28 protein-coding genes, 1 pseudogene and 1 riboswitch are annotated in these 26,013 nt (G+C 72.3%); of the genes and pseudogenes, 7 read left to right on the top strand and 22 right to left on the bottom strand.

Going from position 1 to position 26,013, the window contains the following annotated elements; translation table 11 throughout:
* Positions 1-13: 13 nt before the first annotated feature.
* A complete protein-coding gene (locus ACIBBH_RS25105) occupies positions 14-844 on the bottom strand; it encodes an alpha/beta fold hydrolase (RefSeq protein WP_399408154.1) in 831 nt (276 codons plus the stop codon).
* 364 nt (positions 845-1,208) lie between these two features.
* Between ACIBBH_RS25105 and ACIBBH_RS25100 the strand changes: the two genes are divergently transcribed.
* On the top strand, positions 1,209-1,970 hold the full coding sequence (locus ACIBBH_RS25100; protein WP_399408152.1) for a GntR family transcriptional regulator: 762 nt from the start codon (positions 1,209-1,211) through the stop codon (positions 1,968-1,970).
* Positions 1,971-2,081: 111 nt separating this feature from the next.
* Here the strand turns inward: ACIBBH_RS25100 and ACIBBH_RS25095 are convergent, their stop codons facing one another.
* The gene (locus ACIBBH_RS25095; RefSeq protein WP_399408150.1) at positions 2,082-3,239 is read right to left on the bottom strand and encodes an ROK family transcriptional regulator; all 1,158 of its coding nucleotides are present in this window, start codon (positions 3,237-3,239) and stop codon (positions 2,082-2,084) included.
* Between the two features lie 390 nt (positions 3,240-3,629).
* Between ACIBBH_RS25095 and ACIBBH_RS25090 the strand changes: the two genes are divergently transcribed.
* On the top strand, positions 3,630-4,073 hold the full coding sequence (locus tag ACIBBH_RS25090) for a hypothetical protein (protein ID WP_399408149.1): 444 nt from the start codon (positions 3,630-3,632) through the stop codon (positions 4,071-4,073).
* Positions 4,074-4,113: 40 nt separating this feature from the next.
* On the opposite strand, the gene mug is transcribed toward ACIBBH_RS25090, so the two are convergent.
* The 15 genes and pseudogenes from mug to bioB form a co-directional block, all read right to left on the bottom strand.
* The gene (mug, locus tag ACIBBH_RS25085) at positions 4,114-4,659 is read right to left on the bottom strand and encodes a G/U mismatch-specific DNA glycosylase (RefSeq protein ID WP_399408325.1); all 546 of its coding nucleotides are present in this window, start codon (positions 4,657-4,659) and stop codon (positions 4,114-4,116) included.
* Entirely contained in the window at positions 4,656-6,098 is a 1,443-nt protein-coding gene (gene purB, locus ACIBBH_RS25080) for an adenylosuccinate lyase (RefSeq protein WP_399408147.1), read from the bottom strand. Before purB ends, mug begins: the two co-directional genes overlap by 4 nt.
* Before the next feature lie 59 nt (positions 6,099-6,157).
* Complete coding sequence (locus ACIBBH_RS25075; protein WP_399408323.1) at positions 6,158-6,349, bottom strand: DUF4326 domain-containing protein; 192 nt, start codon at positions 6,347-6,349, stop codon at positions 6,158-6,160.
* Positions 6,339-7,133: an SGNH/GDSL hydrolase family protein gene (locus ACIBBH_RS25070; RefSeq protein WP_399408145.1), complete on the bottom strand. Its 795-nt coding sequence runs from the start codon at positions 7,131-7,133 to the stop codon at positions 6,339-6,341. Before ACIBBH_RS25070 ends, ACIBBH_RS25075 begins: the two co-directional genes overlap by 11 nt.
* Before the next feature lie 199 nt (positions 7,134-7,332).
* Positions 7,333-8,346, bottom strand: coding sequence for a hemolysin family protein (locus ACIBBH_RS25065; protein ID WP_399408143.1), 1,014 nt, complete (start codon positions 8,344-8,346; stop codon positions 7,333-7,335).
* Positions 8,343-9,674, bottom strand: coding sequence for a hemolysin family protein (locus ACIBBH_RS25060; RefSeq protein WP_399408141.1), 1,332 nt, complete (start codon positions 9,672-9,674; stop codon positions 8,343-8,345). Before ACIBBH_RS25060 ends, ACIBBH_RS25065 begins: the two co-directional genes overlap by 4 nt.
* 183 nt (positions 9,675-9,857) lie before the next feature.
* Positions 9,858-10,040, bottom strand: a pseudogene (locus ACIBBH_RS25055) (GNAT family N-acetyltransferase); the annotation flags it as partial.
* 76 nt (positions 10,041-10,116) lie between these two features.
* Positions 10,117-10,536, bottom strand: a complete 420-nt coding sequence (locus ACIBBH_RS25050) for a GNAT family N-acetyltransferase (RefSeq protein WP_399408139.1) — start codon at positions 10,534-10,536, stop codon at positions 10,117-10,119.
* A 293-nt stretch (positions 10,537-10,829) separates the two neighbouring features.
* Positions 10,830-11,015, bottom strand: a complete 186-nt coding sequence (locus tag ACIBBH_RS25045) for a hypothetical protein (protein ID WP_399408137.1) — start codon at positions 11,013-11,015, stop codon at positions 10,830-10,832.
* A gap of 308 nt (positions 11,016-11,323) precedes the next feature.
* Positions 11,324-13,888: an ABC transporter permease gene (locus ACIBBH_RS25040; protein ID WP_399408135.1), complete on the bottom strand. Its 2,565-nt coding sequence runs from the start codon at positions 13,886-13,888 to the stop codon at positions 11,324-11,326.
* Between the two features lie 4 nt (positions 13,889-13,892).
* The gene (locus ACIBBH_RS25035; RefSeq protein WP_399408133.1) at positions 13,893-14,705 is read right to left on the bottom strand and encodes an ABC transporter ATP-binding protein; all 813 of its coding nucleotides are present in this window, start codon (positions 14,703-14,705) and stop codon (positions 13,893-13,895) included.
* Positions 14,706-14,901: 196 nt separating this feature from the next.
* Positions 14,902-15,585 (bottom strand): class I SAM-dependent methyltransferase, encoded by a 684-nt coding sequence (locus tag ACIBBH_RS25030; protein WP_399408131.1) that lies wholly within the window; start codon positions 15,583-15,585, stop codon positions 14,902-14,904.
* A gap of 425 nt (positions 15,586-16,010) precedes the next feature.
* On the bottom strand, positions 16,011-16,727 hold the full coding sequence (gene bioD / locus ACIBBH_RS25025) for a dethiobiotin synthase (RefSeq protein WP_399408129.1): 717 nt from the start codon (positions 16,725-16,727) through the stop codon (positions 16,011-16,013).
* Between the two features lies 1 nt (position 16,728).
* On the bottom strand, positions 16,729-18,018 hold the full coding sequence (locus tag ACIBBH_RS25020) for an adenosylmethionine--8-amino-7-oxononanoate transaminase (protein WP_399408127.1): 1,290 nt from the start codon (positions 18,016-18,018) through the stop codon (positions 16,729-16,731).
* Entirely contained in the window at positions 18,011-19,207 is a 1,197-nt protein-coding gene (gene bioB / locus ACIBBH_RS25015; RefSeq protein WP_399408125.1) for a biotin synthase BioB, read from the bottom strand. Before bioB ends, ACIBBH_RS25020 begins: the two co-directional genes overlap by 8 nt.
* A gap of 147 nt (positions 19,208-19,354) precedes the next feature.
* On the opposite strand from bioB, the gene ACIBBH_RS25010 reads away from it, so the two are divergent.
* Positions 19,355-20,482 (top strand): 8-amino-7-oxononanoate synthase, encoded by a 1,128-nt coding sequence (locus ACIBBH_RS25010; RefSeq protein WP_399408123.1) that lies wholly within the window; start codon positions 19,355-19,357, stop codon positions 20,480-20,482.
* A 52-nt stretch (positions 20,483-20,534) separates the two neighbouring features.
* On the opposite strand, the gene ACIBBH_RS25005 is transcribed toward ACIBBH_RS25010, so the two are convergent.
* Positions 20,535-20,759 (bottom strand): DUF397 domain-containing protein, encoded by a 225-nt coding sequence (locus ACIBBH_RS25005; protein WP_399408121.1) that lies wholly within the window; start codon positions 20,757-20,759, stop codon positions 20,535-20,537.
* A gap of 9 nt (positions 20,760-20,768) precedes the next feature.
* Entirely contained in the window at positions 20,769-21,638 is an 870-nt protein-coding gene (locus ACIBBH_RS25000) for a helix-turn-helix domain-containing protein (RefSeq protein WP_399408119.1), read from the bottom strand.
* A gap of 221 nt (positions 21,639-21,859) precedes the next feature.
* On the opposite strand from ACIBBH_RS25000, the gene ACIBBH_RS24995 reads away from it, so the two are divergent.
* Positions 21,860-22,318 (top strand): ATP-binding protein, encoded by a 459-nt coding sequence (locus ACIBBH_RS24995; protein ID WP_399408117.1) that lies wholly within the window; start codon positions 21,860-21,862, stop codon positions 22,316-22,318.
* A gap of 235 nt (positions 22,319-22,553) precedes the next feature.
* On the opposite strand, the gene ACIBBH_RS24990 is transcribed toward ACIBBH_RS24995, so the two are convergent.
* The 3 genes from ACIBBH_RS24990 to ACIBBH_RS24980 all read right to left on the bottom strand — a co-directional run bounded on the left by ACIBBH_RS24990 (position 22,554) and on the right by ACIBBH_RS24980 (position 24,501).
* Positions 22,554-23,027, bottom strand: a complete 474-nt coding sequence (locus ACIBBH_RS24990; RefSeq protein ID WP_399408115.1) for a C40 family peptidase — start codon at positions 23,025-23,027, stop codon at positions 22,554-22,556.
* A gap of 3 nt (positions 23,028-23,030) precedes the next feature.
* Positions 23,031-23,242, bottom strand: a riboswitch (cyclic di-AMP (ydaO/yuaA leader).
* Between the two features lie 304 nt (positions 23,243-23,546).
* Complete coding sequence (locus ACIBBH_RS24985) at positions 23,547-23,855, bottom strand: hypothetical protein (RefSeq protein ID WP_399408113.1); 309 nt, start codon at positions 23,853-23,855, stop codon at positions 23,547-23,549.
* 7 nt (positions 23,856-23,862) lie between these two features.
* Entirely contained in the window at positions 23,863-24,501 is a 639-nt protein-coding gene (locus ACIBBH_RS24980; protein ID WP_399408111.1) for an ATP-dependent Clp protease proteolytic subunit, read from the bottom strand.
* A gap of 195 nt (positions 24,502-24,696) precedes the next feature.
* Here ACIBBH_RS24980 and ACIBBH_RS24975 point away from each other — a divergent pair, with 195 nt between their 5' ends.
* Genes ACIBBH_RS24975 through ACIBBH_RS24965 form a run of 3 tightly spaced genes read left to right on the top strand, consistent with a single transcriptional unit; the run spans position 24,697 to position 25,780 of the window.
* Positions 24,697-25,023 carry a trypsin-like peptidase domain-containing protein gene (locus ACIBBH_RS24975; protein WP_399408109.1) on the top strand — a complete coding sequence of 109 codons (327 nt, stop codon included), beginning with the start codon at positions 24,697-24,699 and terminating at the stop codon, positions 25,021-25,023.
* 27 nt (positions 25,024-25,050) lie between these two features.
* Positions 25,051-25,455: a PDZ domain-containing protein gene (locus tag ACIBBH_RS24970; RefSeq protein WP_399408321.1), complete on the top strand. Its 405-nt coding sequence runs from the start codon at positions 25,051-25,053 to the stop codon at positions 25,453-25,455.
* A 46-nt stretch (positions 25,456-25,501) separates the two neighbouring features.
* Positions 25,502-25,780, top strand: coding sequence for a type II toxin-antitoxin system Phd/YefM family antitoxin (locus ACIBBH_RS24965; protein WP_399408107.1), 279 nt, complete (start codon positions 25,502-25,504; stop codon positions 25,778-25,780).
* Positions 25,781-26,013: the final 233 nt, after the last annotated feature.

Below are 26,013 nucleotides of genomic sequence, written 5' to 3'. Positions count from 1 at the left end.
GATCCCGCGCCGGTCAGCGGCTGCCGTCGAGGATGACGCGGGCGACCAGCGCCGGGTAGTCGTTCATCGGGACGTGACCGCAGCCGGGCAGCCGCACCAGCCGCGCCTTGGGGATGATGCCCTTGGCCCTCACGCCTTGCCGTGGCACCAGCAGCCGGTCGCTGGAGCCCCAGGCCAGGGTGACGGGGATGCCGGGGATGTCGTCGGTGAACCGCACCGCCGTACCGGCCCGTAGGGTCTCGTCGAACCCGGTCGCGGTCGCCAGCGCGAGCGTCTCGGCGACCACGGCCTCGGGTGAACGGCGGGTGGGGCGGGCGTAGATCGTGCTCGTCAGGGCCACCCGGCCGGCCGCCGTGCGCGCCGCCCGCTCCACCAGCGGCAGCGGCAGCCGCCGGGAGATCCCGCGCATCGACTTCAGGACGCCGAAGGCGTAGACGCGCTCGGCATCGGACCAGAACCCGGCGGGGGACAGCGCGGTGACGGACCGTACGAGCTTCTCGCGGCCGAGTTCCAGGGCGATCAGGCCGCCGAGCGAGTTGCCCGCGACATGCGGGCGCTGGAGTTCCAGCGCCTCGCAGAACGCGCGGAACACCGCGGTCGTCGAGGGCAGGTCGTACGCCAGCCCGTCCGGCAGGCCGGGGGACACGCCGAAGCCGGGCAGGTCCACGGCGATCACCTCGCGCTCGGTGGCGAGGACGTCCACCACCGGGTCCCAGGCCTGCCGGTGGTGGCCGATGCCGTGCAGCAGAAGCAGCGGTTCGCCGCTGCCCACGCGCGCGTAGGAGACGGTCACGGTCCGCGGGCCGTGCGGTGAGGGGACCGGGAAGGAGACGGTGGCGGACATGGTGCTGCTCCTCGTCTGGACTCGCTGGCGGACGTCGCGGGTAGACAGACTGTCAGCAATTCCTACCGACGGGTAGCCCCCCGGGCCTCCGTCTCGCCCCGGTACCGGCCTGAACGCGCCCTGCGCGCCCGGATGGTGTACATCGCTCGCAACCCCGACAAGCTGCGCTCCCCGGCCGGCCGCTGAGCCGTGTGCGAGAACACCGTGTGAACGCTCCGCGGCGCACACCTCTGTGTTGCCTATGGGATCGAGGATTGGTCTTGACCAAGGATGGGGGCCGCCCTATGGTCGCAGATAAGTGCAACAACCTTTAATAAACAAGGGCGCTAAAACGCCGCGGGCCACGGCGATTGCGGAGGACAGGGTGGGGACCACGCAGCTGGAACCGGTGCCGGAACCGAAGTACTGGCATCTCAAGACCGTGCTCAGCGAGGCACTGGACTCGGAGTTCGCCGTGGGCGAGATCCTGCCGAACGAGCGCGACCTCGCCGCCCGTTTCGGCGTCGCCCGCGCCACGCTCCGCCAGGCCCTCGAACAACTCGAACTGGAAGGCCGGCTCCAGCGGCGGCGCGGCGTCGGCACGACCGTGGCGCCGCCGCGCGTGGGCGTGGCCGTCGGCACCGAGCACCACGCCTGGCCGGGTGCGCCCGGCGACGCCTGGCAGCCCGTCGACTGCGCGCAGGCCGCGCCGCCCGCCGCCGTCGCCTCCGCCCTGGAGACCGGCCCCGACGAGGCCGTGCACATCGTGCGCCGCTCCCGTGTCTCGCGCGGCCAGCCCGTCGCCGCCGAGCTGCTCTACATCCCGGCGTCCTCGGTCCCCGGCCTGTCCGGGATCGACGCGCCCTCCGGACCCGCACACGCGCGTGCCGTGCTGCGCGAGCTCCAGCACCTGGAGCTGGAGGGCGAGGACCGCGCCGTGGAACTCGGCTCGGCCCGCGCGGACGACGCCAAGGAACTCGACCGGCTCCCCGGCGCGCCCGTCCTCGTCGTCACCACCCGCTTCTTCGCCCGGGGCCGCACCGCCGCGCTCTCCGTCGCCACCTACCGCGCGGACACCTGCCGGCTGACCTTCGGCGACTCCGGCGGCGTGGAGATACACCACGGACCCGAGCGCCAGGCTTCCTAGGCCGTCCGCCGGGGCCGGGCGAGCACCGGCCTCGCCGGGAGCCGCGCCCGCCGCGCCCCGGAACCCCTCCGGGGGGCGGCGCGTTGCACCGGCGGGCCTGCGGGGACCCGGTCAGCGCCGCGCCGTCACCGTGCCCTCCACCGCGAACAGCTGCTCCTCGACATGGTCGAGGGCGAGTCGCAGGGCGCCCGTCGCCACGGCCGCCTCCCCGAGGAGGGACAGCGTCACCCTGGGGGGACGCAGACAGTAGCGGGCGAGTTCGTGGCGCAGCGGCTCGAGGACGCCGTCCAGCCCGGCCGCCCAGCCACCGATCACCACCAGCTCCGGGTCGAGGGCGAGGACGAGCGCCGCGACGTCGTGCACCAGCCGCTGGATGAACCGGTCGACGGCGGCCCGGGCCCGCTGGTCGCCCTCCCGGGCGAGCGTGAACACCTCGGCGACCGCCTGTTCGTCGAGCGGGTGCAGCGGCTCGTGCGTGGTGGACAGCAGCGCCTCCGGCGTCGCCTCCCGGCCCAGCAGGTGCAGCGCGCCGATCTCGCCGGCGGCCCCGCCGTAGCCGCGGTGCAGCCGTCCGCCGATCAGCGCGCCGGCGCCCGGGCTCAGCCCGGCCAGTACGAACACGACGTCGTCCGACTCGGTCGCGGCGCCCTTCCAGTGCTCGGCGACGGCGGCGGCATTGGCGTCGTTCTCGACCAGGACCGGGCACTTGAAGGAGCGGCTGAGCCGTTCGCCCAGGCGCAGGCCGGTCCACTGGGGCAGCGCGGTGCCCAGCCGTACGGTGCCGTCGGCCTCCACGATCCCCGGCGTGCCGACGCCGACCGCCCGCAGCGAGCCGCGCGCCACCCCGGCCCGCCGCAGCAGCTCGGCCACCGCGCTGCGCAGCCGCTCCAGGCGCTCGTCGGCGTCGGCCGTCTCGGAGACGTCCTTGGCCTGGGCGCCCAGAATCCGCCCGTCCAGGTCGGCCAGGAGCGCCGCCACGCGGTGCGCGCCGATCTCCAGGCCCAGCAGGTGCCCGGCCTCGCCCCGGAACCGGAACCGCCGTGCGGGCCGCCCCTGCCGCCGGGTGGCGCCCTCCTCGGCCGCCTTCTCGACGACGAGACCGGCCTCGATGAGCCCCTCGACGACGCCCTCCACGGTCGGCCGGGACAGCCCCGTCACCCGGGTGATCTCCGTGAGCGTCGCGCAGTCCGTGGCACGCAGCGCGTGCAGCACCACCGCGGAATTGATCCTTCGCAGCAGCGAGGGATCCCCGCCGGTCAGCCGCGCCACCGTCCGTCCTCCCCGCTCGTGCGCCGTGTGGGGCGGATGGTACTCGGCACACCGGACCCCGGCGAGAGCCGGGCCCCGTGATCCCGCGGGCCCTCGGTCAGCCGGGCCCGCTCCAGCACGGCCCCGCACGGTTGCCGCCGTCGCCCTCAGCGCCGTACCGCGCGGCGAGCTGCCGCACCGGGGCCGGGGCCGGCGCGAGCGCCGGCTCCCACGGTGTCGACATGTCGATGAACAGCCGGCCGCGCCCGCCTGGGCCGAGGGAGCGCGCGGTGGTTGGTCCTCCGCAGCAACTGGGACGGCGGCCACGCTCCTCGCCGGAGCGTGGAGCTCGGACCCGCCCGACGCCTGACACCCCGCCAATTGTCAGTGGCGCCCGCTTTACTGGATCGCATGGACATCGCCCAGTACCTCGCCGTCATCGATCTGCTGTGCACCCGGGAGTTCCCCGAGGAGCACGGCAGGACGGACGTCGGCGAGTCCGGACCCGGCTACTTCACGGCCGAGTTACAGACCAGCGACGAGTTCTGGGAGGACGACGGGACGGAACGGGAGGAGACGGAGGCGCAGTACGAGTTCGACCGGGACGGCCTCGGCGAGCGGCTCAGCGCACGCTGGGGGCCGCCGCAGATGTTCAGCCTGGCCGGAATACTCGACCGCGTCCTGCAGGGCGAGGCCATACCCGAGCCCTGGAGCACTCTGAGCGGACACGTGCCGGACCTGCACCTCTGGCAGCCGCCGGGAGTGGGGCGCTATGTCGCCCTCGGGATCTCCCAGTGGGACAAGGAACTGCCGTTCCAGCTCCTCGCGCTGGTCACGGACATAGACCCCCCGTGACCCGTGGGCCGCGCGCGACCCACTGGGCCGGCGCGACCCGTTAAGCCTGCGCAGCCTCCCGCAGCCGTGCGAACTCCTCGGCCATCGTCGCCGCCGTCCAATGGGCGTTCAGGCCGCTCGGGTTGGGCAGCACCCACACGCGCGTGTCCCCGATCAGCCGCTCCTGCGGCCCCACCCGGGCCGTGCGGTCACCGAACGCGGCCCGGTAGGCGGTCACCCCCACCACGGCCAGCCACCGCGGCCGCAGCCGCGTCACCTTCGCCGCCAGCAGCCGCCCGCCCTCCACGTACTCCTCGTCGGTCAGCTCGTCGGCCCCGGCCGTCGCCCGCGCCACGACGTTCGTGATGCCCAGCCCGTACGACAGCAACTCCCGCTGCTCCGACGGCTTCAGCAGCCTCGGGGTGAACCCGGACAGGTGCAGCACGGGCCAGAAGCGGTTGCCGGGCCGCGCGAAGTGGTGGCCGGTGGCCGCCGTCATCAGACCCGGGTTGATGCCGCAGAACAGGACGTGGAGGCCGTCCGCGACCACGTCCGGCACCAGACGCTCGCGGGCGGCCTCCAGCTCCGCCTGGGTGAAGCGGGTCAGAGGATCGCTCCCGGGGTGTAGCCCGCGGCCTCCGGGTGTCGCTTGACGATCTCCTCGATCCGGCCGACGACGGCGCCGACCTGGTCGGCCGCCGCGCCGGTGAAGGACAGCTTGTCCGCCATCAGCGCCCCCAGCCGCGCACGGTCGAGCGGGAGACGCTCGTCGCCGGCGAGCTTGTCCAGCAGGTCGTTGCGCTCGGCGCCCTGCTCGCGCATCGCCAGCGCGGTGGCGACGGCGTTCTCCTTGATGGCCTCGTGGGCGACCTCGCGGCCGACACCGGCCCGGACCGCGCCCATCAGGACCTTGGTCGTGGCGAGGAACGGCAGGTAGCGGTCCAGCTCACGGGCGATCACCGCCGGGAACGCGCCGAACTCGTCGAGGACCGTCAGGAAGGTCTCCAGCAGGCCGTCCAGGGCGAAGAACGCGTCCGGCAGCGCGACCCGGCGCACCACCGAGCAGGACACATCGCCCTCGTTCCACTGGTCGCCCGCCAGCTCGCCGGTCATCGAGGCGTAGCCGCGCAGGATGACCATCAGGCCGTTGACGCGCTCGCAGGAGCGCGTGTTCATCTTGTGCGGCATCGCGGAGGAGCCGACCTGGCCGGGCTTGAAGCCCTCGGTCACCAGCTCGTGCCCGGCCATCAGCCGGATCGTCCTGGCCAGCGAGGACGGCGCGGCGGCCAGCTGCACGAGCGCGGTCACGACCTCGTAGTCCAGCGAGCGCGGGTAGACCTGGCCGACCGAGGTGAAGGCCTGCGAGAAGCCCAGGTGCCGGGCGATCCGCTGCTCCAGCTCCGCGAGCTTGGCGGTATCCCCGCCGAGCAGGTCCAGCATGTCCTGCGCGGTGCCCACCGGGCCCTTGATGCCGCGCAGCGGGTAGCGGGTGAGGAGCTCCTCGACCCTGCCGTACGCCACGAGCAGCTCGTCGGCGGCGGTCGCGAAGCGCTTGCCGAGGGTGGTGGCCTGGGCGGCCACGTTGTGGGAGCGGCCGGCCATGACCAGCTCGCCGTACTCGGCGGCCAGCTTGGCCAGGCGGGCCAGGACAGCCACCGTGCGGTCGCGCATCAGCTCCAGCGAGAGCCGGATCTGCAGCTGCTCGACGTTCTCCGTCAGGTCGCGGGAGGTCATGCCCTTGTGTACGTGCTCGTGCCCGGCGAGGTCGTTGAACTCCTCGATCCGTGCCTTCACGTCGTGCCGTGTGACCTTCTCACGTTCGGCGATCGAGGCCAGGTCGACCTGGTCGAGGACGCGCTCGTAGTCGGCGATCGCCGCGTCGGGGACCTCGATCCCGAGGTCCTTCTGGGCCCGGAGCACGGCGAGCCAGAGCTGCCGCTCCAGTTTCACCTTCTGCTCGGGCGACCAGAGCGTGGCGAGCTCGGCGGAGGCGTAGCGTCCGGCGAGGACGTTCGGAATGCGGGGCTTGGCGGGCGCAGAAGTCACGTGTACGGATTCTACTGGCGATTCGTGCAGGCCAACGCCACGGGCCGGTTCGGCGGAAGCTACGAGACCGGCGTCACGTCGTCCGCCTCACCGCTCTCGGCCGGCTCCGCCCGTACGTCCGCGTGGCCCGGCTCGGGTGCGCACCAGCAGGCCGGCGTCCTGCCGCGCAGTCCCGGCGCCAGCTCCCTCAGCTGCGGCTCCTCCGCGGCCGACGTGGCCCGCGTCCTCCGGGAACGGACGTTACGCCGCAGGCCCCTCGTACGGCAGCAGCTCGGGTCGCTTCGGCGGGAGTCCGTCTCCGGAGGACCGGCCGGTCAGCCGCCGCCCTATCCACGGCAGCAGGTGCCGCCGGGCGAACCGCACGTCCGCGACCCGCCGGGCGACCCACCCCGGCGGCACGGTCGGCGGCATCGGCGTGTGCCACTCGGTGTCCTCGGGCTCGTGGCCGAGCGTCTGCCAGACCGCCTCCGCGACCCGGCGGTGCCCCTCCGCGGTCAGGTGCAGCCGGTCCACGTCCCACAGCCGGGGGTCGGCCAGCGAGGGCGCCCCGTACAGGTCGACCACCAGCGCGCCGTGCCGTGCGGCGAGCTCGTCGACGCAGGCGAACAGCTCCTCCATGCGCGGCCGGAACCGTTCGAGGACCGGGCCCTGCCGGCCGGGGCTGCGCATCAGCACCAGCTGCTTGCACGACGGCGCCAGCCGCTCCACGGCCTCCGTCAGCAGATCCCGCACCCGCACCATGTCGCACTTGGGCCGCAGCGTGTCGTTCAGCCCGCCGACCAGCGTGATCACGTCGGCCCCCATCGCGGCCGCCACCGGCACCTGCTCCTCGACGATCTGCCCGATCAGCTTGCCGCGCACCGCGAGGTTGGCGTACCGGAAGCCGGGTGTGCGGGCGGCCATCCGCGCGGCGAGGAGGTCGGCCCAGCCCCGGTAGGAGCCGTCGGGCAGCAGGTCCGACATGCCTTCGGTGAAGGAGTCGCCGACGGAGACGAGGCTGGTGTGTGCGGGAGGGGGCGTGGCGTTCATGTGCATGGCGACAGAGATGCTATCCCGGCTCCATACCCACCGGTCGGTCGCCCTGGTCGCCTCGGTGGGCCGATGAGCCGCGGGGCGGCCGATCAGTCCCGGCCGACCCGGCCCGCCCGGCCGACCCGGCCCGCCCGGCCGACCCGCCCCGCCCAGCCGGCCCGGCCCGCGCGGCCAGTCCCCGCCCCCTGTCGGCCAGACCCCCTCACGCAGGCTGTCCGAACAGCTCCCGCAGCACGTCCTCCATCGTCACCAGCCCCGCCAGCCGCCCGTCCGTCCCCAGGACGGCCGCCACATGCGTACGACTGCCCCGCATCGCGGTGAGGACGTCGTCCAGGGGGGTGATCTCGCGTACCCGGGCGATGGGCCGCATGTCCCGGAGCCGGAACGGCACGTCCCGGGGGGAGGCGTCGAGCGCGTCCTTCACGTGCAGGTAGCCGACGATCCGGCGCCCCTCGTCGACCACCGGGAAGCGGGAGAACCCGGACTGGGCCGACAGCCGCTCCAGTTGCTCGGGGGTGACGCCCACGCGCGCGTACACCACGCGTTCCAGCGGGACCACGACGTCCCGCACGGGGCGGCTGCCGAGCTCCAGCGCGTCGTGCAGCCGCTCCTGCGCGCGGTCGTCGATGAGGCCGGCCTCGCCGGCGTCCTTGACGATCTCGGCCAGTTCGGCGTCCGAGAAGGTGGCCGAGACCTCGTTCCTGGCCTCGACCCGGAGCAGTTTGAGCAGCGCGTTCGCGAAGGCGTTGACCGTGAAGATCACCGGACGCAGTGCCCGGGACAGCGCGACCAGCGGCGGGCCCAGCAGCAGCGCGCTGTGCACCGGTTCGGCGAGGGCGATGTTCTTCGGCACCATCTCACCGAGCAGCATGTGCAGATACGTGGCCAGGGCCAGCGCGATCACGAAGGACACGGCGTGGCCCGCGCTCTTGGACACGCCCAGCGTGTGGAACACCGGCTCCAGCAGGTGCGCGATCGCCGGTTCCGCGACCACACCGAGGACCAGCGTGCACAGCGTGATCCCGAGCTGCGCGGCCGCGAGCAGCGCGGACACGTGCTCCAGGCCCCACAGCACGCTCTTCGCGCGCCGGTCACCCGCATCCGCGTGCGGTTCGATCTGGCTGCGGCGCACGGAGATCAGCGCGAACTCGGCGCCGACGAAGAAGGCGTTGACGACGAGTGTCGCCAGACCGATCAGCAGCTGGACGGCCGTCACCGCGCACCCTCCCTCTGGTCGTCGTCGAGCGGCGCGTGCAGCAGCACCCGGGCGGCCCGGTGGCCCGAGGCGTCCACCACGTCCAGGCGCCACCCCTCGACGGCCACGCTGTCGCCGACCGAGGGGATACGGCCCAGCCGCGCCGCCACGAGCCCGGCCAGCGTCTCGTACGGTCCTTCGGGCGCCCTCAGCCCCACGCGCGTGAGCTGGTCGATGCGGGCGGCGCCGTCCGCCGAGTACAGGGCGCAGCCCGCCTCGTCGGCGCCGGCCGGGGCGAGGTCGGGCGTCTCGTGCGGGTCGTGCTCGTCGCGCACCTCGCCGACGACCTCCTCGACGATGTCCTCCAGGGTCGCGACGCCCGCCGTGCCCCCGTACTCGTCGATGACGACGGCCATGGTGCGCTTGCCGGAGAGCCGGTCCAGGAGCCGGTCGACGGTGAGCGTCTCGGGGACCAGCAGCGGCTCGCGCATCACCTGCGCGACGGACCGGCGGGGCCGCTGCTCCCCGGGCACGGCCAGGACGTCCTTGATGTGGGCGATCCCGACGACCGAGTCGAGGCTGTCGCGGTAGACGGGGAACCGGGACAGCCCGGTCGCCCGGGTCGCGTTGGCCACGTCCGCGCAGGTCGCCTGGACGTCGAGGGCGACGACCTGGACGCGGGGCGTCATCACGTTCTCCGCGGTGAGGTCGGCGAGGTTCAGCGTGCGGACGAACAGTTCGGCGGTGTCCTCCTCCAGGGCGCCCTCCCTGGCGGAGTGCCGGGCCAGCGCCGCCAGTTCCTGCGGTCCGCGCGCGGAGGCCAGCTCCTCCGCGGGTTCCACACCGAGGCGTCGTACGACGCGGTTCGCCGTGTTGTTGAGGTGCGTGATGAAGGGGCGGAACGCGGCGCTGAACCAGCGCTGCGGATTGCCGACCCGTTTCGCCATGGCCAGCGGTGAGGAGATCGCCCAGTTCTTGGGCACCAACTCACCGACCACCATCAGGAACACCGTCGACAGGGCCGTACCCAGCACCAGCGCGACCGAGCCCGCCGCGGTCCGCGAGATGCCCAGCGCCTCGAGCGGACCGGCGAGCAGCCTGGCGATCGACGGCTCGGCGAGCATGCCGACCACCAGGTTGGTGACCGTGATGCCGAGTTGCGCCCCGGAGAGCTGGAACGTCAGGTTCCGCACGGCCTTCAGGGCGCCCGGCGCCCCGCGCTCGCCGCGCAGGGCGGCCCGCTCCAGCTCGCCCCGCTCGACCGTGGTCAGCGAGAACTCTGCCGCGACGAAGGCACCGCAGGCGAACGAGAGCAGGATCGCCACCAGCAGGAGGAGCACTTCGGTCATCGGGTCACCTCCTTCCCATGGTCGGACAGGGCAGGAAGCGGCGCGCGATGTCGCTGACCGGGAGGCTCGCCCATGGGCGGACGCTCACACCTTTCATGGCGGACCGAGTGATCCTCCAAGGGTAAAGAATGGGCAAAGAAGTGCGGTGGGTCCCCTCAGTCGGCGACGAGCGCAGTCGGCGACGAGCGGCTTCACCCAGCGCCGCCACTGCTCCTCCGGCGCATACCCGGCCGCGCGCGAGGCATGGTGCGCGGTCTCGTTGCGCATCAGCACCACCGCGTCCCCGCGCCGCCCGCCGAGCCGGACGAACCGCTCCTCGGTGGCGGCCGGCAGCGCCGAGCCGATGCCCTGCCGCCGCCGCTGAGGGCGCACCGCCGGCCGGTACAGATGGCAGCGCCAGCGGTCGAATCCTGGTTGCTCCCAAACATGCGGCTGACCGTGTCTACAGGGGCTTGACCCAGCGTCGCCAGTGGTCCTCGCGATGGTAGCCACTGGCGGCCCACGCGTGGTGGGCCTGTTCGTTGGCTTCCAGGACCATGGCGTCGACGCGTCGCCCGCCCAGGGCGGCGAAGCGTTGTTCTGCGGCTTCCAGCAGGGCGGTGGCGATGCCTCGCCGACGGTGGTCGGGGTGTACGGCCAGTCGGTAGGCGGAGCATCGCCATCCGTCGAAGCCGGCTATGACGGTCCCGGTGAGAATGCCGTCGCGCTCTGCGAGGAGCAGGGCTTCGGGGTCTCGTGTGATGAGTCGGGCCACTCCGTCGTGGTCGTCGCTGATGCTCGTTCCTTCCGCGGCGTCGCGCCAGAACCGCAGCACGGTGTCGATGTCCGAGAGGGTGGCGCAGCGGATGTGAAGATCGCTCATGGGGTGAGCCAAGCAAAGCGCCGGTCTGCCTGGCGAACGGTTTCCGTGCCGAGGGTGGACATCGCGGGCTGCTCACCGTCATCGGCAGGGCCAGGAGGAGGGGCAGCTCCTCCTGGCCCTGCCGACGGCATGCGTCCCGCGGTTGCTCGCCGGCGGCTTCGTCTCCCCGTTGCTCGGGCGGCGCCGACCGCCGGTATCGGGGGTGGCCGAGGTGCAGCTGTTTCGCCGCGTGCAGGGGCACGGGGTAGCGGGAGCGGTCGGACCAGGCGACGGTCTGGTGACACACGATCGGATCACGCCCCCGCTGTGATCGATGGCCCCACGTCTTCGAGGACGAGCACTGGAAGGATGGCCAGTCCCGGATTCTGAAGATCCACGTTCGGGCCTGCGGCCTTCTCGGCAACGCTGGGCAGCCAGGCGGCCAGCCGGTCGAGTGCCGATACCAGGCCTTCCCGGTCGTCACCGAGAAGTGCTGCCATGAGCGACACGACGTCGGCGCGGGAGCTGCCTGCCGGAGCCGGGAGCCCGGCCAACATCGGCGGTGCGTGCTGGTCATGAGCCTTGCAGAGCGCCGTGAGGGCGGCGGGAGCGAATCGGACGGCATCGTGCGCTCGTGAACACCCCACAGCCCTGTGCTTGTTCCGGGAGCGCAATGGCGACGCCTTTGCCAGTCCCTCCCATCAGAAGGAGTTGGCACCCTGAACGACCTCGGCCGGCTCCGACGGCTTGTCCCTCCACGACTCGGCAAGAACCGTATAGGGCGACTTGAGACTTCGCCGGGATTCCATCACTCGTGCGCGATGGCCGCCAGCACATTCATGCGGGATGCACGCAACGCGGGCAGCAGGGCCGCCACCACGCCCACCACCGCCGAGCCGACCACGACCGCGACGATCGTGCCCCACGGAATCGCCAGCGCGGTCATGCCCTGCAGGGCCAGCACCTGCTGGGTGCACACGCCCCACACCAGGCCCAGGGCGAGCCCCAGGACCGCGCCGAACACCGCGATCACCACCGACTCCAGCCGGATCATCCGGCGCAGCTGCCGCCGCGCCAGCCCGATCGCGCGCAGCAGGCCGATCTCCCGGGTGCGCTCCACGACCGACAGGGCGAGCGTGTTGACCACGCCGAGCACCGCGATCACGATCGCGAGCCCGAGCAGCGCGTACACGAGGTAGAGCAGCACCGCGATCTGGTCGTGGACCAGCTTCTTGTAGTCGGCCTGGTCGCGGACCTGCACCTGGGGGTAGGGCTTGAGCGTCTTCTCCAGGCGCGAGCGCAGCTGGTCGGCGCTGGTGCCGGGTGCCTTGTCGACGTACAGCGCCGCGTCCTGGCCGCCGGGCACGTACTTCTGCGCCGTGGCGATGCCGAAGAACAGCCCGCCCTGCATGCCGAATCCCGAGCCGCCCTGGTCGGTGAGGGCGCCCACGGTCATCTCGGTGGTCCGGCCGCCCGGGAACTCCACCGGGATCGTGCTGCCCAGACGCACGTCGTGGTCCCTGGCGAAGCCCACGTCCATGCCGAGGTGACCGTCCGCCAGTGCCGCCGTGCTGTCGCCGCCCTTGTACGTGACGTGGGCGACGTCGTCCACCTGCGGGTCGTACCCGGAGGCGGTCGTCTTGACCCGCTTGCCGTCCGGCAGCCGTACCGCCACCGGAGCGAACCGCTGCCGGACGACGAGACGCACGCCCTCGGTGGCGCGGACCCTGTCGGTGATCTCCTTGGTGAAGGGCAGGAAGTTGCCGTTCTGGACGGTGAAGTCGGCGCCGAGCGTCTTGTCGATCTGCTGGTCGAACGACCGGGACATGGAGGCGCTGGCCACCGACATCCCGCCGACCAGGGCCAGCCCCACCATGAGCGCGGCGGCGGTGGCGCCGGTACGGCGGGGGTTGCGCAGGGCGTTGCGCTGGCTCATCCGGCCGATCGAGCCGAACAGCGCGGGGAAGGCGCCGCCCAGGACCCGGATCACCGGCCGGACCAGCAGCGGCCCGGCGATGACGGTGGCGACCAGGGTCAGGACGACGCCGAGACCCAGCAGGGAGGCCGCCGAGGCGGTCTTCGTCGCCACCGCGCAGCCCGCCAGCGCGGCCACGCCGGCCGCCCCGACGACGCCGCCGACGATCGCGCGGGTCTTCAGCGGACGCCCCACCCCGGCGATCTCGGCGTCCGCGAGCGCCGCCATCGGCGAGACGCCCGCCGCGCGCCGGGCGGGCAGGTACGCGGCGACGAAGGTGACGCCGACACCGACGACGTACGCCGAGACGGGCGTCGGCCAGCCGATGACCATCTCCGTGGCCTTGAGGTTCATGCCGAACGCGGACATCAGCTTGATCAGCCCGAACGCCAGCCCGATCCCGGCCGCCAGGCCCAGCGTCGAGCCGACCAGGCCGAGCAGCACCGCCTCGGTGAGAACGGACCGCCGCACCTGCCGCCGGTCGGCGCCCAGCGCCCGCAACAGGCCCAGTTCGCGGGTGCGCTGGGCGATCAGCATGGAGAAGGTGTTGACGATCAGGAAGACGCCGACCAGCACGGCGATCCCGGCGAAGCCGAGCATCACGTACTTGATCACGTCGAGGAAGCCGCCGAGGTCGGCGGCGGCCGACTTGGCCTGTTCGTCGGAGGTCTTCAGGTCGTAGGCACCGGTGCCGATCGCCTCGCGGACACGGACCTTGAGCTGGGCGTCGCTCACGCCCTTCGCCGCGTCCACCGAGATGCTGGTGGCCCGGTCGGCGGAGCCGAGCAGCTCGCGGGCGGCGACCGCGGGGTCGAGGAAGACCAGGGCCGCGCCCGGGTTGGTGGTGGTGAACGTGGCGATGCCGACGACCTTCACCCGGAACGTGCCCGGAGCCGCCTGCACGGTCAGCGTGTCGCCGATCCGTACGTGCTTCTTGTCGGCGGTGTCCGCGTCCAGCAGCGCCTCACCCGCACCGTGCGGGGCGTGACCGGAGGTCAGCTTCACCGGGCTGCGGTGGGTGAGGTACCAGTCGGTGGCGATGGTCGGGGCGCCGGTGGTCGGGCCGACGGACTTGTTGCGGCTGTCGACCACCACGATGTTCTGCACGGACACGTCGGCGTGGGTCGCCGCGACCCCCTCGGCCTTCGCGGCCTTCTCCGCGAGCGCGGCGGGCACGGTCTGGACCGCGCCGGTCGGCACGGACGGCTTCAGGTCCTGCTTCGGCTCCACCGTCACATCGGCGGAGGTGGAGGCGAAGAGCCGGTCGAAGGTGCGGGTGACCGTGTCGGAGAAGATCAGGCTGCCCGCGACAAACGCCACGGACAGGACGACGGCCAGCGCGGACAGCAGCAGCCGTCCCTTGTGGGCGAGGAAGCTGCGGAGTGTCGCCTTGAGCACCGGGTCAGCCCTCCTCGGGCGCGCTGTCGCGGTCGAACGGGCCGCGCGTGACGTCGAAGCGCTTCATGCGTTCCAGCACCGCCTCCGCCGTGGGCTGCTCCATCTCGTCCACGATCCGCCCGTCGGCGAGGAAGAGCACCAGGTCGGAGTGGGCAGCGGCGCCCGGGTCGTGAGTCACCATGACCACGGTCTGCCCGAGATCGTCGACGGCGCCGCGCAGGAACCCGAGGACCTCAAGACCGGCCCGCGAGTCGAGGTTGCCGGTCGGCTCGTCGGCGAAGATCAGCTCCGGCCGGGAGGCCAGCGCCCGGGCGCAGGCGACGCGCTGCTGCTGTCCGCCGGACAGCTGTGCGGGCCGGTGCTTCAGCCGCCCCCGCAGCCCGAGCGTGTCGATGACCTGGTCCAGCCACTTCTCGTCGGGCTTCTTGCCCGCGATGTCCATGGGCAGGGTGATGTTCTCGGCCGCGTTCAGCGTCGGGATGAGGTTGAACGACTGGAACATGAAGCCGATCCGGTCCCGCCGCAGCCGGGTCAGCTCGCGTTCCTTCAGCCCCGTGATCTCGGTGCCGCCGAGCCACACCTGACCGGCCGACACCGTGTCGAGCCCGGCCAGGCAGTGCATCAGGGTGGACTTCCCCGAGCCCGAGGGCCCCATGACCGCGGTGAACCGGCCGCGTGCGATGTCCACGTCCACCGAGTCCAGGGCGAGCACCGTGGTCTCGCCCGAGCCGTACGCCTTGGTCAGTCCCCGGGCGCGGGTCGCGATCCCGTCACCGGGCGCCCGGCCGGGCGCGTGCTGCGCAGCAGGTGTGGACAAGGCCGCCTCCTCGATCGCCTGGACGTCGTGACTCCGCGTCCCGGCCGAGCGTAGTGTGACGGGGCGCACACCCGGTATCCCCCCTGGGTTCCAGCGCGTCTCCGCCTCAGGTCGGGTTCCCCATGCCGGTGTAAGGGGCACTCTCCACCCCGGGGAGGAGATCCGGCCGCCGCGGGACCCGGTCCGTCAGCCGCCCTCACCGCTCCCCGGGCCGCCAGGCCGTGCCCAGCACGCAGTAGGAGGTGGGCAGCCTCGGCCCCTTCTCCGGCAGCCACACCTCGCGGTACGGGCCCAGCTCGAACCCTGCCTCCCGCAGCGCGGCGACCGGCTCTCGGGACAGATGGCAGCCGCCGCTCAGCACCGGCCACACGGTCCGGTCCAGGGTGCGCTGGGTGAGGGTCATCGCCCGGCCGCCGCCCCGGCCGTGCTCGAAGAACCGCACCTCCCCGCCGGGCCGCAGCACCCGCCGCACCTCGCCCAGCGCGCGCGGCACGTCCCGTACGCTGCACAGCACCAGCGACAGCACGGCCGCGTCGAAGGCCTCGCTCTTGACCGGCAGCGCCTCCGCCACGCCCGGCACCACGTCCACCGGCACCTCCGCGCGCAGGGCGGCCCGCACCGCCAACTGCCTCAGCACACGCTCCGGTTCGATCGCGACCACCTCCGAGACCGCGCCGGGACAGTGCGCGAAGTTCAGGCCGTTGCCCGCGCCGATCTCGATCACCCGCCCGGACAGCCCGGCGAGCAGCCTGGCCCGCACCCCGGCCATCCCGAGCCTGGTCTCGGCGCGCGCGCTGACCCGGGCGTAGCAGCGGGCGAAGAGCGGGTGGTGGACGGGGTCCCGCGCCACCTTGCCTGAGCCGGTGGACCGTAGCCGCATGGCGACCTCCCGGAGTGGACGGGCCTACGGGGATGGTGCCCCGTACGGGCCCGTCCCACCCTGCATCTGCGTGCGGGACGTGTACAGCCATCCGCACAGGAAGGCGACGGAGGTGCCGTGGTTCACGCCGGCGACCGACACGAAGTCGTCACGAGGTCGAGCTTCGAGGCGCCGGTCTTCGCCGGCCCCGTCCCGACTCGGTGGCCAGGTGCCGGGCGGTCGCGGCGTTCGACGGGGACCAGCCGTACGCGCGGCGGTCACCGGCCACGAGGAGGCCTGCCGGGAGCACGCCCGCGCCCTCGCGCGCCCCCGGGCCCGGTGATCGCCCGCACGGCCGCCGCCGACGTGACCAACCGCGAGACCGCCGGCCGCCTCGCTCTCAGCGACTGGTGCGGCTGCCGGCAGACGCGGACGGCTTGAGGGCCTCAGGGTGTGTTGCGGACCCGGAAGGCCTCCGCGTCCCACGTCCCGGCCAGGCGCGGCGCCAGCCAACCCGGAGCCGCGGTACGGAAGTCCGCGGGCGGCAGCGCACCGGCCCCGGCGGGCAGCGCGCCGAGCAGCGGGGCGCCGGCCACCTCCGGCAGGTCCGCGAGGTTGCAACGGCAGGCCAGATCGGGGGCGTCGGGCCAGGAGCCGATCACCACGCCCAGCAACTCGGTCTCCCGGGCGCGCAGTTCCCGCGCCGTCAGCTCGGTCGTGTTCAGCGTGCCCAGCCCGGCCGAGGCGACCAGCAGCACGGGCGCGTTCAGCAGCCCGGCCGCGTCCGCCAGCGTCCCGCCCGCCGCGTCGAACCGCACGAGCAGCCCGCCCGCCCCCTCCACCAGCACCAGTTCGTGCTCGGTGGCCAGCTTGGCGGCGGCCTCGGCCACCTCGTGCGGATGCACCGGCGCCATGCCCGCCCGCCGCGCCGCCGTCCCCGGTGCCAACGGCTCGGGATAGCGGGCCAGTTCGCCGGCCGTCACGGCCCCCGCGAGCCGCACGACCTCGTCGGCGTCCCCGCGCTCGTCGGGCCCCACGCCCGTCTGCGCGGCCTTCAGTACGGCCACCGACCGCCCGGACGCCAACGCGGCGGCGGCGACGGCGGCGGTCGTGACCGTCTTGCCGACCTCCGTACCCGTTCCCGTGATCACCAGTACCGGCATCTCATCCCTCCCGCGCCGCCGCGCACACCGCGCGCGCGATCCGTGCCACGTCCGCGTCCGAGGTGACGTACGGCGGCATCGTGTAGATCAGGTCGCGGAACGGGCGCACCCAGACGCCCTCGCGCACGGCGGCCCCGGTGGCCGCCGCCATGTCCACTTCGTGGTCGAGCTGGACGACCCCGATGGCGCCCAGGACCCGTACGTCCCGCACGCCCGGCAGCTCGGCGGCCGGAGCGAGCCCGTCCCGCAGGCCCGCCTCGATCCGCTTGACCTCCGTACGCCAGTCCTGACCGAGCAGCAGCTCGATGGAGGCGCAGGCGACGGCCGCCGCGAGCGGATTGCCCATGAACGTCGGCCCGTGGGCCAGGACCGGCACCTCGCCCCGAGAGATGCCGTCGGCCACGCGCGCGGTGCACAGCGTCGCGGCCATCGTCAGGTAACCGCCGGTCATGGCCTTGCCGACGCACATCACGTCCGGCGTGACGGCCGCGTGGTCCGCCGCGAACAGCGCACCAGTACGCCCGAATCCGGTCGCGATCTCGTCGAACACCAGCAGCACGTCGTGCGCGTCGCACGCCTCGCGCAGAGTGCGCAGATAGGCGGGGGAGTGGAACCGCATCCCGCCCGCGCCCTGCACCACCGGCTCCACGATCACGGCGGCCAGTTCACCGGCGTGCCGTTCGATCAGGTCGTGCAGGTGGTCGGCGTACGCGTCCTCGTACTCCACGGGCGGCGCGTCGGCGAACAGCTGGCGCGGGAGCACCCCGCTCCACAGTCCGTGCATCCCGCCCACGGGATCGCACACGGACATCGGCTGCCAGGTGTCGCCGTGGTAGCCGCCCCGCCAGGTCAGCAGGCGGCTCTTCTCCGGGCGGCCGAGCGAACGCCAGTACTGCAGGCACATCTTGACCGCGACCTCGACCGACACCGACCCGGAGTCGGTCAGGAAGACGTGCTCGAGCCCCTCGGGCGACATGTCGACAAGGAGCTTCGCGAGGCGTACGGCGGGCTCATGGGTGAGCCCGCCGAACATCACGTGGCTCATCCGCCCGATCTGCTCTCGCGCGGCCTCGTTCAGGACCGGGTGGTTGTAGCCGTGGATCGCCGACCACCACGACGACATGCCGTCCACCAGCTCGCCCGAGCCGTCGGCGAGCCGGAGCCGGACCCCGCTCGCCGACTCCACGACGAGCGGTTCGGCACGCCCGGGCATCGGGCCGTACGGATGCCACACGTGCCGCCTGTCCAGCTCCAGCAGCTCCGGCACGCTCAGGCCGGGCCGGTCAGGCATTGGGCGCGAGGTCCGTGCCGGCACCCCGGCGGCGTACGGCGACGAGGTCGGTACGTGCCTCGCCCGTCTGGGGGACCGAAGCGGTACCGCAGATTCCGCCGCCCTCGTGGGAGCCGCAACCGGCGTCCGCCGCGTGCGAGCCGCAGCCCGCCTCCGCGTGTGACCCGCAGCCGCCCCCGGCCGATGCCCGGTGCTCCGGCAGCGTCACCTGGCCGGCCCCCTCGACCTCGAACCCGGCGTCCGCGATCATCTCCAGGTCGGCCTTGCCCGCCTGGCCCTCACTGGTGAGGTAGTCGCCGAGGAAGATCGAGTTGGCCAGGTGCAGGGCCAGCGGCTGCATGCTGCGCAGATGCACCTCGCGACCGCCCGCGATGCGCACCTCGACGTCCGGGCAGACGAACCGGACCATGGCCAGGATGCGCAGGCAGCGCTGCGGGGTGAGGTGCCATTCCTTGGCGAGCGGGGTGCCCTCGAACGGGATCAGGAAGTTCACCGGAACGGAGTCCGGGTCCAGCGCGCGCAGCGAGAAGACCACGTCGACCAGGTCCTCGTCCGACTCGCCCATGCCCGCGATCAGCCCGGAGCAGGCGGACAGACCGGCGGCGTGCGCCTTCTGCACCGTGTCCACCCGGTCGGCGTACGTGTGCGTGGTCGTGATGTCCGCGTACGTCCCCTCCGAGGTGTTGAGGTTGTGGTTGTACGCGTCCGCACCCGCCTCGCGCAGCCGCTCGGCCTGGCCGTCGGAGAGCAGGCCGAGGCAGGCGCACACCTCGACGCCCTCGTTCTGCTCCTTGATCGCCTTGATGGTGTCCGACACCCGGTCCACGTCCCGGTCCGTCGGGCCGCGCCCGCTGGCCACCAGACAGACCCGCTTGGCACCTCCGGCCAGGCCCGCGGCCGCCGCCTCGGAGGCCTCGTCGGGCTTGAGCCAGGTGTACTTCAGGATGTCGGCCTTGGAGCCGAGCCGCTGTGAGCAGTAGGAGCAGTCCTCCGGGCACAAGCCGGACTTGAGGTTGACCAGATAGTTGAGTTTCACGCGCCGGCCGAACCAGTGCCGGCGCACCTTGCCGGCCGCGGCCACCACATCGAGTACGTCGTCGTCGGAGGTGGCCAGTACGGCGAGTGCTTCCTCGCGGGTCGGCAGCTCGCGCCGAAGCCCCTTGTCCACCAGCGTGTTCAGCAGGTTCATGAGGTCCGATCCTGTCCTACGTGACCGCCCGGGGCCAAGGAGAGTTTGCACAACGGAGACGGTTCACCGTGTGGGTATTGCCACACCCTGGGCGACTGGCCGTCCGGCTAGTGTCTGTCCACTGCCTACAAAATCCCCGGAGGAGTCATGGCGTTCGGCTGGATCGACGACCAGGCGGAGCAGCGCCGCCGCGCCGGACTGGTGCGGAGCCTGCGGCCCCGGGTCGCCGACTCACCGCTCCTCGACCTCGCGAGCAACGACTACCTGGGCCTGGCCCGCCATCCCGAGGTCACCGAGGGGGCCGCGGCGGCGGCGCGGACCTGGGGCGGCGGCTCCACCGGGTCCCGGCTGGTCACCGGCACGACCGAGCTGCACACCGAGCTGGAGCGCGAGCTGGCCGACTTCTGCGGCTTCGAGGCGGCCCTGGTGTTCTCCTCCGGGTACGCCGCCAACCTCGCCGCCGTCACCACGCTGGCGCCGCACGGCTCACTGATCGTCTCCGACGCGGGCAACCACGCCTCCCTCATCGACGGCTGCCGGCTGGCCCGGGGCGCCACGCAGGTCGTGGGGCACGCCGACCCGGACGCGGTGCGCAAGGCGCTGGGCACGCGTGAGGGGCCCGCGGTGGTCGTCTCCGACACGGTGTTCTCGGTCGACGGGGACGCGGCACCGCTGGCGGCGCTCGCCGAGGCGTGCCGGGAGCACGGCGCGGGGCTGCTCGTGGACGACGCCCACGGCCTGGGCGTCCTGGGCGAGGGCGGCCGGGGCGCTCCGTACGCGGCGGGGCTCGCGGGCGCCGACGACGTGGTGGTGACGGTCACCCTGTCCAAGTCGCTGGGCAGCCAGGGCGGCGCCGTGCTCGGCCCGGCCCGGGTGATCGACCACCTGGTCAATGCCGCACGAACGTTCATTTTCGACACGGGCCTCGCCCCCGCCGCGGCGGGCGCGGCCCTGGCGGCCCTCCGACTGCTGCGCCGGGAGCCGGAACGGGCGGCGCGGGCACGTTCGGTGGCCGCCGAACTGCACGCACGCCTGACCGCCGCGGGTCTGGAGGCGGTGCGTCCGGACGCCGCGGTGGTCTCCGTGCGTGCCCCGTCCCCGGAGCAGGCCGTGCGCTGGGCGGCCGACTGCCGGGCGGCAGGCCTGGCCGTGGGCTGCTTCCGTCCTCCTTCCGTGCCCGACGGCATCTCACGGCTCAGGCTGACCGCGCGAGCGGACCTCTCCGGGGCCGAGATCGAACGCGCTGTACGAGTGATCGGCGCTACGCGACCATGAGTCGGCGTGACACGGTCGTGCACCGCCTGGGCGGAAACGGGTCAGTGCGAGGTCACCGGAGCGCGGCGACGAACCCCGCCCAGCTCCCGGGGGAGAAGAGCAGCGCGGGTCCGGCCGGGTCCTTGGAGTCGCGCACGGCGAGCAGCCCGGTCCAGGGACCGGAGTGCGGCCGGGCCGTCTCCACGCAGTTGTTCGCTCCGGTGCTGTAGCTGCTGCGCAGCCACCGCACACCGTGCAGATCGGTACTGGAAGGTACGTTCCGAGGCAGTGCAGACATGGTGCCTCCTTACGAGCCGTCACCTATCCCGGCGATGTAATCCAACGAGTCCTCGGGTGAAAGGGCGTGGATCTGAAGGGTGTTGAAGGCCTCTGAGTAAGCCTGGAGGTCTTCTTTCCGTTCCAAGTAGAGGCTACTCGTCAAGTGGTCCAGAACAACCACATCCAGATCAGAAGTGCTCGGAAATGAGAAGATAACGAAAGGGCCGGTGATACCGATGTGCGCCCCGGCGGCAAACGGCAGCACCTGGAGCCTGACTTGAGGCAGATGCGCCGCCTCCACGAGCCTGTGGAGCTGCCGCGCCATCACGTCCGGCCCGCCGACCTCCCGCCGCAGCACCGCCTCGTCCAGGACGGCGCTGAGCTCCAGCGGCGGATCCGACTGCAGCACGTCCTGCCTGGCCAGCCGCACCTCCACCAGCGTGTCCAGCCGCTCCTCGGTGTCGTCGACGCCCCCGCCCACGGCCGCCCGGGTGACCGCACGGGCGTACTCAGGCGTCTGCAGCAGCCCCGGAACCACCGATGTCTCCAGGGTGCGCATCCCGCTCGCCTGCGACTCCAGGCTGATGAAGTCCCGGTAGGTGGGGGGCAGCACCCCGCGGTAGGCGTGCCACCAGTGGTGCCGGCCGCCGCCGTCGTGCGATCCCGCCAACACCAGGAGCAACTCGCGCAGTTGGCGGTCGGTCACGCCGTAGGCATCCAGGAGTAACCGCACATCGGCCGGTTTCACTCCGCTGGCGCCCGTCTCGATCCGGCTCACCTTCGACTGGTGCCAGCCCACCAGACGGGCCGCCTCACCACTGGTGAGGCCCGCACCGGTGCGCAGCGCGCGCAGTTCGGCGCCCAGTTTCCGGCGGCGCACCGCGGGACCGTTCTGCATGGGCCACTCCTTACTCGCCATTACTCCTTATGTGCCGCCCGCACAGGGTGTGCCGTCGCAGAGTTCACCGCTTCGAGCGACAGATATATGCACTTCTTGGTGGATCCCACCCGTGACCGGCGCGCTGATGGCAGTCTGGCGATGAAGCACCAGTCCGGGACCGTACTCGAACCATCCGCTCCTGTCGGACTGCGGTCCCGTGGGAAAGGGACGACGTCGCCATGGCAGACCATTTGGAAGCATCCGTCACTCTGCCGAGCGATCCCGCCTCGGTCTACGCCGCCCGCACGTACGTGGTGGGCACCCTGGCGGAGTGGGGCCTTCCGGCGGACACGGACGTGGCCGACACCATCCGGCTCATCGTCTCCGAACTCGCCACCAACGCCGTACAGCACACTTTGGGGCAGTCACCCACCTTCACGGTGGACCTCGCGCTCGACCGTGACGAACATCTGCGCATCGGCGTCACCGACAGCCACCCCCGCTTCCCGAAGAGACTCCCGGCCGCCGTGCAGCAGGACAACGGCCGCGGCATGGTCATCATCCGCTGGCTGACGGCCGAGTGCGGCGGCAGGCTCAGGGTGCGCCCCACGCGCGAGGGGGGCAAGACGGTCCTCATCGAGCTTCCGTGGACACTTCCGGCCCGCCCGGTGACGCCGGCCGGCCAGCAGGAGCCGTAGGGGTTGTCCGGCAGGGTCTCCGCGCCGTGCCGGGCCGGGTGGTACGGGCCGCCACGCTGATCGGCGGCGGAGCGGCCGGCGGCGGCCGGGAGGGCGCACGGCTCAGGGGGCCGGCGCTGACGGCTCCGAGGGCGGCCCGCTCCTGAGGCCGTCGCCGTCTGACCTCGGGTCAGCCCGGGTCGCCAGCAGAGGGGGTGACGGCACGCCAGGCACCGCCCACCCCCTCTGCCGCGGGTCAGCTGACCCGGCCGTACCAGACGCTCTTCGTCCAGATCTTCTGCAGCCTCACCACGTCCCCGGTCCTCGGGGCGTGCCAGATCTTTCCCTTCCCGGCGTAGATGCCGACGTGGTAGACGCTCGAGCCCGAATGGAAGAAGACCAGGTCACCGGCCTTGCGGCTCTTGGCGGAGATGTGATGCGTCTTGTTGTACTGCTGGGCGGCCGTCCGCGGCAGCTTCTTGCCCGCCTTCTTGAACGAGTACAAGGTGAGACCGGAGCAGTCGAACCTGCGGGGGCCGGTGGCGCCCCACTGGTACGGCGCGCCCTTCTTGGACGCCGCGACCTGCAGTGCCTTCGTCGCCGGAGCCGCGGCCGCGGCGTCGGAGGCGACACCGGGTACGACTATCGAGCCGCCGACGGCGGCGATGGCGAAGGCCGAGGCAGTACCGGCCCGGGCCATGAGCGACGGGACACGATTGAGCGCAGTCATGCGCAACCCTTCGTCAGCCGCCTGTGAAGGATGACCTGTCGGATTCGGGCTGGCGAAGTTGCCCGGCCGCGTTGCCGCGGCTTCACCCCAAGGGCCGTTCGGAGGCGAACGAACGTCCGCTCCGGCGACCCGTCTTGCTTGGGTCCTCCACTCCTGCCGATCCACTCCTGTCGACCGGTCATCCAGGCGGCGGCAGGACTCGGCGTCCGCCCGGACCGCCCCACCGCTGTGGCGGGGGCTTGTCGTCAGACAGGGATCTTCGCCCACAGCTGTCCGAAAATCCCAACGGAACCGGGGATTTGTGGTGTTACTCACCACTCACCCGTTCGGGTGGACAGGCCTGCGTTCGAGTCGCTGCCGGGACGGCCGCGCACCCCCGGACCAGGGCGAAAGCACTTCCCGAGGCCCGTCGGCCGGGCGATGTGCGCAAGCTCGGGAGCCCTGAAAAAGGAGGCGCGGCTACTCCGGACGTGGGTACGTCCTTTGGGTCGTTTCGACTCAGTCCCGAAGGTGCAAGCGTCAACCGGCGCCGTCCGGTGGCACGGTGACGCGCGCGGTCCGGCGCTCGCCGTCCAGTACCCGAAGCGCCCGCGCCAGGGTGGGCGCATGCAACTCCGTCTCGCCCCGCTGGTGCATCAACGCCAGCGCGTCGCGCAGCTCTGTCGCCTTGCGCACCAGCGCCTGGGCGGCCCGCAGTCCGCTGTAGGTGTGGCCGTGCTGCGCCGGATTGATCCGGCCCAGCAGGTCTACCGCCTCCAGATAACGGTCGATCAACTCACCCTCGGCCCGGGTCAGCGCGGGCAGCGGCGGCAGCTCCGGTGGCAGCATCGGCGGCTCACCTCGTGCCCGGGGCCGTGGCGCGCGGGGCCTTGCGGCTGGGGATGATCCCGTCCACCAGTCCGTACTCCAGCGCGCCCCGTGCATCCAGCACCAGGTCCCGCTCGAGGTCCGCGTGGATCTGCTCCGGGCTGCGGCCCGTGTGGCGAACGAGCATTCCTTCCATCAGGGTGCGCACCCGGGCCAACTCCTCCGCCCGGATGATGAGATCGCTCGGCTGCCCCTGTGCGGGCTCGGCCAGCGACGGCTGCTGGAGCACCACCCGTGCGCCCGGCAGCGCGAACCGCTTGCCCGGCGTGCCGGCGGCCAGCAACACCGCGGCGGACGAACCCGCCTGGCCCAGGCAGACCGTCTCCACGTCGCAGCTGACGTACCGCACGGTGTCGTAGATCGCCGTCATGGCGCTGAACGAGCCGCCGGGGGAGTTCACGTACAGCGAGATGTCCCGGTCGGGTGCGTGGTGCTCGAGGTGCATGAACTGCGCCATGACGTCGTTGGCCGCGGTGTCGTCGATCGGCGAGCCGAGGAAGACGATCCGCTCCTGCAACAGCTTCGAGTACGGGTCGAGCGTGCGGTGCCCGGTGCTGGTGCGTTCGCTGAACTCGGGCAGGACATAGCGGGCGGACGGTCGGGTCATGACGTACCCCTCCTCATGGCAGAGCCGTCTCCGGTGGGCTCTCTCGCCAAAAATGTACAGGACGTACAGACTGAACTGGACGGGTCTCGGGTGCTCGGCTCCGGATGTCCTCAACTTCCCAGCAGTACATGGGCGATTTGCGAAGATAGGCTGGAGTAGACAGCGATCATTTCCGGGGCGAGCCCGGAGGTGGGGGTGGGCCGCCCGCCGTCGGAAGGCCCCGTACCCGTCGCCGTCCGCGTGCTCGGCGACGATCCCTGCGCGGACGTCGCCGTACTGGCGATCGGCTACCCGGAGTCCTTCGAGAACCCGGCCACGCAGAAGCCCGTCCACACCTCAGGCACCGTTCAGTCGCCGAACGTGCCCGCGGACCCCTCGCCGTCGCTTCCCCACTGCCCGGCGACCATCCAGCACTCCGCCACCGTCAACGCCGGAAACTCGGGCGGCCCGCTCCTCGACTCGGACGCCAAGGTGGTGGGCCTGAACACGCTGACGAACCCCGAGGCGCGGGGGCAGTACTGAGCGATCAGCAGCGATCGCGTGCGTCCGATGCTGGACGGGCTGGCCGCGGGGGACAAGAAGGACGATCCCGGGTGGATGATCGGCTCCGTGGACGACCCGGGCCTCAGTGACGATTTCCAGGATTCCCGGGATCAGCGGGATGTCGCCGAGGCGCAGCAGCGCCTGGCGGACGCGGAGAAGTCCGGACTGTTCGTGGAGGCCGGGGCCACCGGCTCCCCGGCGGACAAGGCCCAGCTCGAGTACGGTGACGTGATCACCACCGTCAAGGACACCCCCGTCTCCACGGTGGCCGACCTGTGCGACGTGCTGCAGTCCGCGGCGCCCGGCGAAAAGCTGCCGCTCCAGGGCATGTACACCGTGAACGCCGGCGAGTACGAGACCACGGACTTCGGGGACGAGTGGACCACGGACCTGGTGCTGCCGAACAAGTAGCGCGCTCGCCGAGAGGGTCCCGGACGCCGCCCCGTAAGCTGATGACATGGCCTACGAGATTCCGGTGACGCAAGCCAGGGCTGAACTCGCCGACCTGATCAACCGGGTGGTGTACGGCGGCGAGCGCGTCGTCGTGACACGGCACGGAAAGCCCCTCGTCGCCCTCGTCTCCGCCGCCGACCTTGGGCGACTCGACGCACTCGACCAGCCGGAGGAGGAGCAGGTGATCAGCTCGGTCTCCCGGGTCCGCGACGTCCCGTCCGCTCCGCGCGAACGGCAGCGCTTCGGTATCGCGGCGGAGCACCGCGGGCACAACGCGTCGTAGCCGGGCGGCTGTCGGGCCTCGACGGGGGTTCCGGGTTTCCCCGGCCGCCACTCGCGCCACCGGGCACGGCCCGAAGCGCCGCCCCAGGGTGCTGCGGGCGCGGGCCTCGCGGCCGGTGACCGTGCGGCCGTGGCTGTGCGGCGGTCGGAAACGGCAGGACCGCGGGTCCCGTCCCTGGCGGCCGGGATGCCCGGCCGTCGCGCGTCCTGTGGCGGCAATGTGATCAGCTCGGT

Origin of the sequence: Streptomyces sp. NPDC051636, from assembly GCF_044453765.1 — a bacterium.
GTDB lineage: Bacteria > Actinomycetota > Actinomycetes > Streptomycetales > Streptomycetaceae > Streptomyces.
Note: the sequence above shows the minus strand (reverse complement) of the source record. Positions and strands in the feature narration are given on the sequence as shown.